The organism is Fibrobacter sp., assembly GCA_024398965.1.
In the GTDB taxonomy this organism is placed as follows: domain Bacteria; phylum Fibrobacterota; class Fibrobacteria; order Fibrobacterales; family Fibrobacteraceae; genus Fibrobacter.
This window is the reverse complement of the sequence record JAKSIF010000004.1, coordinates 180959-193056: the sequence shown is the minus strand read 5'-3', so window position 1 is coordinate 193056 and position 12098 is coordinate 180959. Positions and strand designations below refer to the sequence as shown.

General features: G+C 41.0%; 14 protein-coding genes and 1 pseudogene. 10 read left to right on the top strand and 5 right to left on the bottom strand.

Going from position 1 to position 12098, the window contains the following annotated elements:
* The 5 genes from MJZ26_03395 to MJZ26_03375 all read left to right on the top strand — a co-directional run.
* A partial coding sequence (locus tag MJZ26_03395; protein ID MCQ2104817.1) for a DNA cytosine methyltransferase occupies positions 1-1273 on the top strand: 1273 nt, incomplete at its 5' end.
* The gene (locus MJZ26_03390; GenBank protein ID MCQ2104816.1) at positions 1270-2139 is read left to right on the top strand and encodes a hypothetical protein; all 870 of its coding nucleotides are present in this window, start codon (positions 1270-1272) and stop codon (positions 2137-2139) included. The genes MJZ26_03395 and MJZ26_03390, both read left to right, overlap by 4 nt.
* Before the next feature lie 2 nt (positions 2140-2141).
* Positions 2142-2726 (top strand): hypothetical protein, encoded by a 585-nt coding sequence (locus MJZ26_03385; GenBank protein MCQ2104815.1) that lies wholly within the window; start codon positions 2142-2144, stop codon positions 2724-2726.
* A 71-nt stretch (positions 2727-2797) separates the two neighbouring features.
* Positions 2798-4231: an AAA family ATPase gene (locus tag MJZ26_03380; GenBank protein ID MCQ2104814.1), complete on the top strand. Its 1434-nt coding sequence runs from the start codon at positions 2798-2800 to the stop codon at positions 4229-4231.
* Positions 4218-5468 carry an LlaJI family restriction endonuclease gene (locus MJZ26_03375; protein ID MCQ2104813.1) on the top strand — a complete coding sequence of 417 codons (1251 nt, stop codon included), beginning with the start codon at positions 4218-4220 and terminating at the stop codon, positions 5466-5468. Before MJZ26_03380 ends, MJZ26_03375 begins: the two co-directional genes overlap by 14 nt.
* On the opposite strand, the gene MJZ26_03370 is transcribed toward MJZ26_03375, so the two are convergent.
* Both MJZ26_03370 and MJZ26_03365 read right to left on the bottom strand, forming a co-directional pair.
* Entirely contained in the window at positions 5410-6057 is a 648-nt protein-coding gene (locus MJZ26_03370) for a master DNA invertase Mpi family serine-type recombinase (GenBank protein MCQ2104812.1), read from the bottom strand. The genes MJZ26_03375 and MJZ26_03370 overlap by 59 nt on opposite strands.
* 369 nt (positions 6058-6426) lie before the next feature.
* Positions 6427-6588, bottom strand: a complete 162-nt coding sequence (locus tag MJZ26_03365) for a hypothetical protein (GenBank protein ID MCQ2104811.1) — start codon at positions 6586-6588, stop codon at positions 6427-6429.
* A 46-nt stretch (positions 6589-6634) separates the two neighbouring features.
* On the opposite strand from MJZ26_03365, the gene MJZ26_03360 reads away from it, so the two are divergent.
* A complete protein-coding gene (locus MJZ26_03360) occupies positions 6635-6790 on the top strand; it encodes a hypothetical protein (protein MCQ2104810.1) in 156 nt (51 codons plus the stop codon).
* A gap of 46 nt (positions 6791-6836) precedes the next feature.
* Positions 6837-7613: a PDDEXK nuclease domain-containing protein gene (locus tag MJZ26_03355; protein ID MCQ2104809.1), complete on the top strand. Its 777-nt coding sequence runs from the start codon at positions 6837-6839 to the stop codon at positions 7611-7613.
* Positions 7614-7714: 101 nt separating this feature from the next.
* On the opposite strand, the gene MJZ26_03350 is transcribed toward MJZ26_03355, so the two are convergent.
* Positions 7715-7990, bottom strand: coding sequence for a helix-turn-helix domain-containing protein (locus tag MJZ26_03350; protein MCQ2104808.1), 276 nt, complete (start codon positions 7988-7990; stop codon positions 7715-7717).
* 124 nt (positions 7991-8114) lie between these two features.
* The gene (locus tag MJZ26_03345) at positions 8115-8294 is read right to left on the bottom strand and encodes a hypothetical protein (protein ID MCQ2104807.1); all 180 of its coding nucleotides are present in this window, start codon (positions 8292-8294) and stop codon (positions 8115-8117) included.
* Positions 8295-8612: 318 nt separating this feature from the next.
* Between MJZ26_03345 and MJZ26_03340 the strand changes: the two are divergent.
* The 3 genes and pseudogenes from MJZ26_03340 (at position 8613) to MJZ26_03330 (ending at position 10169) form a co-directional block, all read left to right on the top strand.
* A pseudogene (locus MJZ26_03340) lies at positions 8613-8988 on the top strand (DUF1016 N-terminal domain-containing protein).
* A 162-nt stretch (positions 8989-9150) separates the two neighbouring features.
* Positions 9151-9639 carry a DUF1016 domain-containing protein gene (locus MJZ26_03335; GenBank protein ID MCQ2104806.1) on the top strand — a complete coding sequence of 163 codons (489 nt, stop codon included), beginning with the start codon at positions 9151-9153 and terminating at the stop codon, positions 9637-9639.
* Positions 9640-9761: 122 nt separating this feature from the next.
* The gene (locus MJZ26_03330; GenBank protein ID MCQ2104805.1) at positions 9762-10169 is read left to right on the top strand and encodes a hypothetical protein; all 408 of its coding nucleotides are present in this window, start codon (positions 9762-9764) and stop codon (positions 10167-10169) included.
* A 116-nt stretch (positions 10170-10285) separates the two neighbouring features.
* Here the strand turns inward: MJZ26_03330 and MJZ26_03325 are convergent, their stop codons facing one another.
* Complete coding sequence (locus MJZ26_03325) at positions 10286-11704, bottom strand: putative DNA binding domain-containing protein (GenBank protein ID MCQ2104804.1); 1419 nt, start codon at positions 11702-11704, stop codon at positions 10286-10288.
* Positions 11705-12098: the final 394 nt, after the last annotated feature.

Below are 12098 nucleotides of genomic sequence, written 5' to 3'. Positions count from 1 at the left end.
GAACGTTAAAATGGGACAGACTGCCCAAAAGAAACTCACGTTTATTGATCTCTTCGCTGGTTGTGGTGGATTAAGCGAAGGCTTCCTATTAACAGGAAAATATGAAGGATTAGCTCATGTTGAATGGGAATCTCCCATGGTCAACACTTTGCGTAATCGACTTGTTGAAAAATGGAATCATTCAGAATCAGACGCAAAAAAAAGGGTAATCAAATTTGATGTTCAAAAGACTGATGAACTCATTTATGGTGGTTGGTCTGATGAAACTCGCTTGCTGTATGAGGCGGAGAATGATGATTCGATTGCAGAAAAAGGATTAGCCGGATTAATTGGGAATAAAAAGGTTGATTGCATTATTGGCGGTCCACCTTGTCAGGCATACTCTATTGCTGGACGTGCTCAGTCTCCGACGGGAATGAAGGATGACTATCGAAACTATTTGTTTGAAAGTTTCGTCAAAATAGTTGACCACTTTAAACCCAAGTTCTTTGTTTTTGAAAATGTACCAGGATTACTAAGTGCCTGTCCTGGTGGCGTTCCTGTGAAGGAACGTATATACGATGCGTTCAAAAAAATAGGATACGAGATTCGTTCTCCGGAGGATTTAAAAAGATCCGTTTTTTGTGCTGAAGATTTTGGTGTTCCACAGAAAAGAAATCGAATCATCATCATCGGCGTTCCTAAAGGTTCGAAGCAGAATCTTGATGTTTTTTATGGCTCTTTGGAAAAAAGGAAAAGTCTTGAACGTAAGACTGTAAGAGATGCTATTGGTGGATTGCCGAAACTTTATCCGCTAGACGTTGTTGATGAGTCTGGACGCTCAAAAGTTTCGCATAAGCAAAAAAGTGGAGCGAAAGTAGATCTGCATGTTTCCCGCTATCATGGGGAACGGGATCAGCGTTTGTTTAGGGAATGGCTAGGAAAAAAAATGAATTCCTTTTCTCAAGAAGAGAAAAAGGAATTCTATACCAAAATAACGGGACATTCTTCGAATCACGTTAAGTACCGAAACCTTGAATGGGATAAGCCGTCTCCTACCATTGTATCGCATCTCCAAAAAGATGGATACATGTTTATCCACCCGGATGAAAAACAGCTTCGATCAATAACGATGAGGGAAGCTGCTTTATTGCAGTCGTTTCCAATGGACTTCAAATTCATTGGATCAAATCCGTATTGCTTTAAAATGATCGGGAATGCCGTTCCCGTGCTTTTTGCACAGGAAATTGCAGAGGCAATGTGTGACTCTCTGAAGAAGGGGGGCACAAAATGAAGCGCCCCTTAAACGTTCTTATCGCCTGTGAAGAAAGTCAAGCAGTATGTTCAGCATTTAGAAAATTGGGACATAATGCCTTTAGTTGTGATTTGTTGGAATGTAGCGGTAATCACCCTGAATGGCATTTTAGTCACGATATTTTGGCTGTGCTAGATAAAACGAATCTTGTCTTACAAAATGGCGAAACCGCGAAAGTTAATGGTGAATGGGATATAATGATTGGCCATCCGCCATGTACTTATCTTGCGGTCAGTGGAGCTCAATGGTATTATCATCCGGATGATAAGGATCTTCCTATTGACGAAAGACGTCCACATCCCAAATATCCTAATAGAGCTAAGGATCGAGAAGATGGTGTGAATTTTTTCATGTTGCTAGCTAATGCAAATGTGAAAAGAATTGCTATTGAAAATCCTGTTGGGATAATGAGTAGTCGATGGAGAAAGCCTGATCAGGCAATTCAGCCGTACATGTTTGGAGATGCTTTCTCAAAGAATACATGCTTATGGTTAAAAAATTTGTGGACTTTACACCCGTCAAAAGAAACTGATGATCGTGGGGAAAGGGTTGTTTTTAAAAGCGGAAAGTCTCAGCCGAAATGGTATTCGGATGCTTTAGCAAAGGCAAAAACTCCTGAGGAGAGAAGGACCCTAAGAAGTAAAACTTTCCCTGGGATTGCTCGTGCTATTGCGGAACAATGGTCTATTCAAATTGCTATTGAAGAAAAACTATTGGATCAGAAGGAATCAGCCATTTTGGGTAAGGATTATTTGAGTCTAGATAGAAGTGATAAAGAAAATCTGATTGTGATTGAACAAAGAGAACAAGCCTTGATAAGATATTGGCTTGGAGATGAGGGCTGATTATGGGTGATCCAATTTGTAAGTGGCGAAATGCTTCAGTATGGACAACCGTGGAACTTGTTTCTCGATTGCCAAAGGAAGAAATGAGTGATGCTGAATTTAGACGTATTATGAATCGATCTCCGTATGGTCCAGCTTTTATAAAAACAGCTTATCAATTGGCGTGTCAATTAGGTTTGTACTATGTGGATGAAAGAAATGTTTATCATCCAAGATTTGATCATGATATAACGGACCGCGAAGCTGAAGAATATTTAAAATATTGGGTTACTCAATATTATGTTCCAAATCCTTATACGGCTCGAAAATTTGAAAATTCGAATCATTCTTTAAGATTGGTTGATGCTATTGCAAATTTGGTAATGGAGCATCCAAACTGTGCAAATTTAGAAGAAGCTTGCAACATGTTATTTGGTGAAGTAACTGGTAATTTAGCGTGTGTTAAATTCTTTATCAATGAGTATTCTGATGTTATGAGTGTTGCAGATAATTTTGATATCCGCCTTCGGAGACGAGAATATAAGAATTGTGATGTATATAATGCGCGAGATGATAGACGTGCGTTCTTTGAAACCTTCAATAGGTAATTCAAATGCATTTATATATAAAAAAAATTATAAATAGTGATGTTAATTCATTGTCTGTTACGCATGAGATCGTGGAACGCTTTTTTAACGGTTCTCCAGATGTTCTTGGCGGTAGAAGCAGCTTGAAAGTACCTGTTTTTCATTTTAACGACAAGGCTGTTGTTAAGCGAATAGAAATAATTAGTCAAAATGGATATTCTATTTCGCGAGAATTATTGGATTTACTTCAATATCATCAAGAAATTGTTGAAGAAAACGATCTTCTCTACATAGAAAAGATTGGCGTAAGTTATGGAGTGAAGATTATCAAATGCGATAATCCTAGCTATAGTATTTTTAATGCATTGTTGTCAGAAAATGATCGTCATTTACTTCTTTGTTTAGATGATGACCTTGGTAGAGAACAAGATGATCCGGAATGCGTAAGTAAGGAAAAAAACGCTACCGAAATTGCGAAAGATTTGGTTCAAATCATCTATTATGGTGTTCCCGGTTGTGGAAAGTCTCATCAGGTTAAAGAAGATTTAAAGGCTAAGGGAATTCCTCAGGATAGAACGAAGAGAGTGGTGTTTCATCCGGATTATTGCAATGCTGATTTTGTTGGGCAAATTATGCCAGAAACGAAGAAAGATGGTGGTGTTCGTTACAATTTCAAGGCCGGTCCCTTTGCAAAAATTTTGCGTGTTGCATACGAAAATCCCAATTTTGAATATGCTCTGATTATCGAAGAAATCAACCGCGGAAATGCGGCTGCAATTTTTGGGGATATTTTCCAACTTTTAGATAGAAAAACAAGGCATGAACAAACGGAAAATTTAAACGGGAACACTTATGGCATTGGCTGGAGTGATTACTGCGTAAATAACGATTATATCAATGCGTATTTCCGTGGCGCGTATGACGGAGAAATCGTAGATGGCCCGTTGCCAGAAAAGAAGCTAGGTAACACAACATTTAACGATAATGTTGATATTCGCCTTCCTCCCAATCTTTCCATTTATGCCACAATGAATACATCAGATCAAAATGTATTCACTTTGGATAACGCTTTCCAGCGACGTTGGAAGATGAAGCAAATCCCAAACACATTGGATCTCTCTGATTCAAAAGAAGCTGCTCAATATAGTCTTACTATTGGCGATTCTGGTGTTAAGTGGGGGAAGTTCCGTGAAGAAATCAACAATAAGATTGTTGACCCAGACTATACATCAAATTTCTCTAGTCTCGAGGATAAGCGTTTGGGCGGGTGGTTTGTTGTTCCTGAGAAAGAAGGCGATACCTTTATTTCTAAAGAAAACTTCGCTGATAAGGTTATCAAATTCTTGTGGGATGACGCGTTTAAGTTCAATAGAGCAATCTTTGGGGACTACGAAAAGAAGTCTTTGGAATTAGTGATAGAAGCTTTTGTTGGCGATGTTGGTTTTGGTGTTTTTGAAGAAAACTTCCGAAAATGTTTAAACGTTGCTGAATCATCTGCCGATCAACAGAGCGATGGACAATCTTAGCGACATCTGTGTTTATGATGCCAAACTACAGGGCAATGAGTTCGTCGGAATAAAAATCGAAGACGATATGCCTAAGGTGTATTTTCCGTTGGGCTATTGTAGAAGTCATGACCCAATTCAAGAACGAAAAGATATTCTGAATCTTATTTCGGTTCTTTCCGCCTATGGTAAAAAATCTAATGGGAAATTGACCAAGTCTGAACAAGAATCAGAAAGTTTTCCGATTCACGCGTATATTGGTGTTTTTGTCCATTATTTGAATTATGGATACTATGTAGAAAACGAAACTACTTTTAAACGTGGTGCTAGTGGAAAGATAAATTGGAACAGGACTATAAAACAAATCCGTCCTCAGGTATCTGAGAATTCGGCCGTTTATCTAGACTATATTCGAAAAAAGAATTCTTTAAACGAAAATGCACTTATTACACAAATCCATAAATATTGTGTATTAGAGAGCTATAAAAAGATTGGACCAATATTTGGTTTTCCGCGACCAACAAATTTTGCAATTCCATTAAGAAAAGAGTTGTTTGTTTCGGTCTTGCGTAAAAAAATTGCAAACACTTTTAATGAACGGAATTTGCAGCTTTTCCACAATATGTTGGAGATAATTCTTTCCTTAGCAAAAGATGACAAACCACAAAATTTATTCTTTGGAACGGATGATTTTGAATATGTATGGGAAGGCTTGATTGACAAGGTTTTTGGCGTATCCAACAAGCAAGATTATTATCCAAAATGTTCTTGGACAACTCTTGACTCAAAAAATTCTGAAGAAGTCCAATGGCAAGAAACGGAAAAATCAGCATTAAGACCTGATTCCATAATGATTTATGGTGATAAAGTCTTTATTCTAGATTCAAAGTATTATAAGTATGGGGTCACAAGAAGTAATTTCCATTTGCCTGGTTCAGGTTCTATATTAAAACAGCTTGCGTATGCAGAATATGTTGAAACGCAAAAAAAGGCTGCAGGAAAGAACATTTACAATGCGTTCATTATTCCGTACAATGCTGAATCTCGTAAGTGGTTTAATGAAGAAAAGAGTGGTGCCTACAAAACACTTTGTTTCGGGTCTTCCACAGGGGATTGGGTGCATAATGGAAGTGCATACGAAAAGATATACGGAATTCTTTTAGATGTCCGATCCATTATGTATCGTCACCCTACGTCGTCTAAGGATGATATTGCTGAATTAGCGAATTTGATTGAGCATTTTGCTGAAAAAGGTTAGTTTCGTTTAACCATCGATAAAGTGTTCCGCGAGCGATGTGTAGATTGTTTGCTATTTCGCTTTTGCTTGTTCCGTTTAATAGTGCAAATTTGATTTTTTCACGATTCCTTTCGCATTTTTGATTGGGCGCTGATTTTGAGCCCAGTTTTCGTCCTAAAATAATTCCTTCACTTTTTTTTCGTGCGAGGGCTTCCTTAGTTCTTTGGCTGATTAGGTTTCTCTCAATTTCAGCAGAGAGGCCGAAGGCGAATGCGAGAACTTTACTTTGAATGTCGTCACCTAAACGGTAATTGTCTTTTATAGTCCAAACGCGACATTCCTTGTTCATGCAAATATTAAGAATTTCCATGATCATGAAAAGACTGCGTCCTAGTCGAGAAAGTTCTGCGCAAATGATGAGGTCACCTTTCTGAATTTTATTCAGAAGCCTCCCGAGCTGTCTATTACTGAAATTTTTTGTTCCGCTGATGGTTTCTTCAATCCATCCATTGATTTCAAGATGTTGCTGTAAAGCAAAACGAGTTATTTCAAAGCGCTGGTTTTCAACAGTCTGCTTGTCTGTGCTTACGCGAATATAACCATAGTTCATTTCTTGTGTCGAATCTCATATTAAAGTCCATATAAAAAATTGGCACAAGGTTCTGTTATGTGCTGTGATATAACAAATTCGATAAAGAATATACAAAGTTCACAAAGAAAAAAGTACTAAGGCGGAGCTGTTTGCGATAGACTTGACATTTTGAAAATAAGAATGTATCTATGTGTACAATAGTACCCACCACGCGATCTTGGCGACAAGAGCGGACCACGATGGGTCTTTTTCTCTCAACACTGTCGAGAGTTTTTTTGACACTTTACTGTCAAAATCTTTAATTATATTTATCCCATAATTCATCACTCCTTGCGACAGTCGACATAGACTTGCAAAAGTCCGTACGTGCATTCGCGGCAAGGTTCATTAACCATCTGGTTGATGTTGTTGGATAGCTGGCAGGAACACGACCTGCTCGAGCGCGTGAGATTGCCGCAAGGCGAAATTGCGCCAGGTAACGCCGAGGAAGACCCTCGCCAACAATGTTACTGGAACATCTTTATAATCAAAAAGAATGCTATCGACCATTTTCCCGGCGAGGGGAAAATGGTGGTTTAAACGTACGGAGAATATTATGACAAAAAAGATTGTTTTGCAGGTAGAATCTGAATATGGTGAAATTCTGCAACAGGCTGTTGCAGTAATTAAACGGGCTCGTGTAAACGTTGCTCGTCAACTAAATATTGGCGAAAAACGCCGCTTATTGGGAAATCGGGAAAATGTTGCATGAACGCAAACTCGATAGTAAGCATGGAAATTCTGTTGTTTGTCGGAACATGAAAAAGTATTATGTACGATATTGCAACTCCGATGAAAAAGTGCTACGGAGCGTAGCACTTTTGACATGGGGGCAAAATCTTTATCTTTTAAGCCAAAATTTTGACGACAAACAAATCCTTTTCTATGCAAATGAGTGCGTTGCCAAGGGATGGACGCGTGATTTGCTGATAAACGCCGTGAAAATGCAAATGTATGAACATGCTGCTCTTAACCGCCCTCAAAACAACTTCAAGGACACGTTGCCCGAAGGTCAGGCGGAATTTGCGAACGAAGCATTTCGCAGCACTTATAACTTGGGTTTCCTTGGAATTACAGAGCCGGTAATGGAGTTGGAACTGGAACGAAAACTTGTTGAAAAGGTTAGACAGTTCCTTTTGGAACTTGGAAAGGGCTTTGCCTTTATTGGAAATCAGCATGAGCTGGAATTCAACGGGAAAGCAAGCGGGGTAGATATGCTTTTCTTCCATAGGCAACTGAAATGTTTGGTGGCAATTGATTTGAAAGTGGGTGAATTTAAGCCGGAATATGTAGGTAAGATGAACTATTATCTTTCGTTGCTTGACCGCCTGGAGCGCGGGGAAGGTGAAAATCGTTCGGTCGGTATTATTCTTTGTGCAACAAAAGATAATGTTGAAGTTGAACTTTCGCTTGATGGTGTTGGCAAGCCTATTGGAGTTGCTGATTATCAATTACTGTTGCCCAAGGAAGAACTGCAGAAAGTTCTGGCTGACGAAATCAAGTCTTTCAAAGAAGTTAAACATTTAACGCATTAAGACCTTAGTTTTTTTGATGGAGAGTAGATTCCCGGCAATCGTACCCACCACGCGATCTTAGCAATAAGAGCGGACCACGGTGGTGATTTTTTTTGAACGAATTACAGATTCTCTGGGAAGGCGAAGAATGTGCTAGGGGCGCATCCGAATATTTCTCCCAATTTTACGGCCATTTTCTTGGATACCGGACGTTTTCCGCGTTCCATTTCGGAAACGTTTTGCACGGCGACATTCAGTTTTTCGGCAAGTTGGGCTTGCGTCCAATTGCATAGGCCTCTTGCTGCAACAATCATTTCTCCGGGAGTGGATTTTTGGCATGTATTTTTATGCAGGGCAGTTTCTTCAAATGGGACAAACTCAAAATATCCGCCGGACATTTTACGGCAAGAGCGAAATAGCCGACAAGATGTTTGTCGCCATCATAAACGCAATAGCTCACAGACTGTTTCTTTCGTGAAAAAGAAATGGAATTATTGAGCAGAAAACGCTCTACATCTATTACTACCCATTATTTCCTTGCTTTGACATAAAAGCAAGGATTTCCTTGGGGTCCGTCACAAATCTTGCGATTTGGGGAATGGGTTTCTGGGCGTCGCGTTCGGCGGCTTCGAGCTGGTCAGCGAACCGCTGAGTGCTTTCGGCGTCAAACACGAAATTGTGCGTAATGCTAGAGGTTGCCATAATTACGCCATAAAAGATACACAAAACTTTTCACCTGTGCAAGGGGTGGGCATTGATGATTGCGGCGGGTCTTGATATTTTACGTATAAATTACAAAATGACCCTTGCCAGCGTTTTATAAATAGCTAACATTCTGCCTGACGTACGAAAAGTATCTCTATGACATCTGTGAAAAACAGGTGTTTTTTTTTATCCAAAGGAGATACTATGCCCAGAGAGAACTCGGCTTTGAAAAAGTCTGACGACAAGTTGTTCGTCAATGATTTAGGAACCATCGTTTCCACCGCTCGCGACATGAGTTTCCGTGCGGCGAACCTTATGCAGGTGGCGTGCAACTGGCTTATCGGCTGGCGCATTGTGGAGCAGGAGCAGCAGGGAAAGGCCCGCGCGGGTTACGGCAAGCATGTGATTCAGTTGGCGTCGGAGTCGCTGACCGAAAAATTCGGGAAGGGGTATTCGGAAACCGTTATTCGCAATTTCAGAAAATTTTACCTGATGTTTCCGAATTTGCAAGTCCTTCAGATTCTGCCGAACAAATTTGTGGAAGTGGTGGACCAAATTCAGCAACCAATGGTTGCTAAATTGAACGACGAGGGGAAGTGCTATACTCCCTCAATTATCGTGGATGCATTATGAAAACTTAATGCGTGTCGCCGACGAAAAGGCTCGTCACTGGTATATGCAGGAAGCAGCCTCAGAGCAGTGGGATTACCGCACTTTGAAACGAAATATCGCCTCGCAGTATTATTATCGTTTGGTGCAGACTCCTAAGAACAAAAAAGCCGTTGTGGTTAGGGAAATGAAATCCCTTACAGCGGATTACCAAAAAGAAAAATCTCAGTTCATTAAAAATCCCATGATCGTGGAATTTCTTGGTTTGAATCAAGATGCTGCATTTACAGAGACAACACTTGAGAATGCCATCTTGAACCATCTGCAAAAATTCCTCATGGAAATGGGCAAGGGCTACGCGCTGGTAAGTCGCCAGCAGCATATTCATACAGAAGAAGACGACTATTATATAGATCTGGTGTTTTATAACTACATGCTCAAATGCTTTGTGCTTGTAGATCTCAAGACCCGCAAGATTTGTTACGAAGATGTTGGGCAGATGGATATGTACTTGAAACTTTATGACACCCACAAGCGTTCCGAAGGTGACAACCCTACCATTGGCGTTATTCTTTGTTCCGAAACGAACGGGGATGTGGCGAAATTCTCCACATTGGCGACGAATAAAAGAATGTATGCCGCCAAGTACTTGACCTACATGCCGTCTAAAGAGGTCCTTGCCCGCGAAATAGAAATGCAAAAAGAAATCTTTGAAAAATCGCAAAGATCCTAAAATAGAACTGATATGCCAAAGACGCCGAAATCTAAAGAATGGAATTCAAAATGTGTTTAACGCATTTTTATTCCCGGCACCATCATCAAAGAAAAAATCGTAAGGCTGAATTAGAACTTTGTGTGGCTGAAATTCAGAAGTCTCCGGACTATAGCTATGACGCTATAATTCCTAGTTTGTTGCAGGTTGCTGAAGTTAGGGCGGATTATTCTGCGCAGCAATTAACCATGGTCGGTTATTTGAAACCAGGTTATGTGGAGTTTTTGCGTCGCGGCTGTTCTAAAATGATATTCTATTTCTACCATACAAGAAATGGATTCGTATATCCGGTGCATCCGCATTTGATCAATTGCAAAACTTTTGCTGGCTATACAGATGGGGAAGGCGTTATTGTTGGCAACATTGTTGGGAAGTTGCAAATTTGCAATGCGAGTGCTCTTGCTGAAAAGCTTGCAGGATGCGGCATTGAAGAAAGGCTCCGCCCCGTAAAAACCATGTGCAATCCCTTGCAGATATTGCCGTGCAAATAACGCCTTGACAAATAACTTCTATAAACGTACATTAACAACGATAGTACCCACCACGCGATCTTAGCGATAAGAGCGGACCACGGTGGGTCTTTTTTTCTCTCTCCAGTGGTGAGAGTTTATCTTTCCCAGTGACCTGTTTTAGAGGGGCCTTTCCATTTGTAACCGAGGATTTTGAGGTCTCTCTTTATTGTTGGCCGGCTTACCTCTAACAATCGTGCAATTTCGTTAATAGATATGGTTTGTTTTTCTGCAATTATTGATGCAATACGATTGTGACGATTTTGAGGCTCATTTTGGGGTTCTTTTTGAGGTTCATTATGGGTGACATTTTGAGGGTCATCCGCTTTTTTCACTTTCATGCCGTTCAATTTGTTGAAGGGGAAGGTGACCACCACAAAGCCTGTTTCTTCGTGCCAGGTGGGCTCTTCGGCGCCGTCGGCCTTGCAGGCGTCCATAATGCGCTTGATTCCGGAACCCCAACTTTCGAGGATCATGGTGCTGTATAGTACAGAGGCCATTGTCTTGTTTCTAGGATATGATCTGTGAGGCTGTTTTATGGTGTCGGGTGTTAACGGATGGGGTAAAAGGCCTGGGCTTTCGATTTCGATGCGGTCGTCGTAAATGGCAATGCCGATAGAGCATTGGAACATTTCGTAATCGCGATGGCAAATGGCGTTGATTAAAGCTTCGCGCAGGGCAGCTACAGGAATGTCTAAGTGCTCTTCGCGGAACCACCCTGTAATTTCGCCGCTAAGGGAAAGATGCTTAAAGAAGAACGCCATGCCTGCGTCCATCAGTTCGTAGAAATTCCCGTGAATTCGTTGGTTGTCGACGAAATGGAGTTTATCCGTTCCACGGAAACGAGCCATTCTCAATACGAAATCGCCGGTTCTTTTGGTGGCGAAAAGGACTGCTGCGGCGTTGTTCACTACGCCGTGTTCCAACAGTTCCCATTTCTCAAGAATTTCGGGGATGGATGCGTGTAGTGACATTTCGGAAATGCGACCGCCCTCAACGCCTACGCGCACTGATCCGCGGATGCGGTTTTCGTCGAGGTCTTCGATACTGATGTTCTCTGCAGGCTGTAATTCCCAAGCGTATTTTCGCGGGCGGTTCTGCATTATTCGATCATCAAACAAATGACGAGGCATTGCCTTGGTTACACTTTCAATTCTATAATATGGTTTACCTTGAAATGTATAGGGCTTGGATCCATAGATCCAAGGGGGTAAGGTTATGGCAATGGCTTGAAATCCAGGTTTATCGGGGATGTCGATATAATCAATGACTGGGTTTATTGCAGGCTCGATTCCAGTTAATGCCTGAGCAATGTCGCGGCGTGTCGATTCGCTTACCAATTGCCCTACAACATTCAAACTCGGGGTAATACCAAAAATAAGCATGCCCCCCTCTGAATTCAAGAACGCACATGCCGAACGCATGCCCTCTTTCAATTCGCCGGTAGACTTCTTCAGTTCCAAGTTTTTGTTTTCGTCTTGTGAAATGAGTTTCTCAAGAGATTCTTTGGTGAGCATAGGTCCTCCATCTTTATACGAATTAGAGGCGCTTTGCAGTATGGAAACCCATATAAAACAAAACGCACTTCTCCTTAAAAAAGAGAAGTGCGTCGGGCAGTAATGTAGGTACAAATTAAAAAAACTGGCAAGGTGCTTAAGGAAATTTTACATACTATAATACAAAGTCTGTGCAACTCCGCCGCAGTAGACTACGCCAAGAAAACAGGGAAAATCTGAAACTTCCCGGCAATCGTACCCACCACGCGATCTTAGCGATAAGAGCGGACCACGGTGGGTCTTTTTTCTCTCAACACTGTCGAGAGTTTTTGTCAACAGTTGTTTGCAAAATGATTGTTGGCGGAGGGAGACTCTTGCAAATGGAGGTTTGATAATCTATCTTGTGCAAGAGAGG

What these genes read in the sequence shown, in the direction of transcription:
- MJZ26_03360 (MCQ2104810.1), top strand. Translation starts at nt 6,635, where the DNA reads ATGACAAAAAAGATTGTTTTGCAGGTAGAATCTGAATATGGTGAAATT.
- MJZ26_03375 (MCQ2104813.1), top strand. Translation starts at nt 4,218, where the DNA reads ATGGACAATCTTAGCGACATCTGTGTTTATGATGCCAAACTACAGGGC.
- MJZ26_03350 (MCQ2104808.1), bottom strand. Translation starts at nt 7,990, where the DNA reads ATGTCCGGCGGATATTTTGAGTTTGTCCCATTTGAAGAAACTGCCCTG.
- MJZ26_03325 (MCQ2104804.1), bottom strand. Translation starts at nt 11,704, where the DNA reads ATGCTCACCAAAGAATCTCTTGAGAAACTCATTTCACAAGACGAAAAC.
- MJZ26_03390 (MCQ2104816.1), top strand. Translation starts at nt 1,270, where the DNA reads ATGAAGCGCCCCTTAAACGTTCTTATCGCCTGTGAAGAAAGTCAAGCA.
- MJZ26_03370 (MCQ2104812.1), bottom strand. Translation starts at nt 6,057, where the DNA reads ATGAACTATGGTTATATTCGCGTAAGCACAGACAAGCAGACTGTTGAA.
- MJZ26_03345 (MCQ2104807.1), bottom strand. Translation starts at nt 8,294, where the DNA reads ATGGCAACCTCTAGCATTACGCACAATTTCGTGTTTGACGCCGAAAGC.
- MJZ26_03355 (MCQ2104809.1), top strand. Translation starts at nt 6,837, where the DNA reads ATGAAAAAGTATTATGTACGATATTGCAACTCCGATGAAAAAGTGCTA.
- MJZ26_03335 (MCQ2104806.1), top strand. Translation starts at nt 9,151, where the DNA reads ATGATCGTGGAATTTCTTGGTTTGAATCAAGATGCTGCATTTACAGAG.
- MJZ26_03365 (MCQ2104811.1), bottom strand. Translation starts at nt 6,588, where the DNA reads ATGGTCGATAGCATTCTTTTTGATTATAAAGATGTTCCAGTAACATTG.
- MJZ26_03385 (MCQ2104815.1), top strand. Translation starts at nt 2,142, where the DNA reads ATGGGTGATCCAATTTGTAAGTGGCGAAATGCTTCAGTATGGACAACC.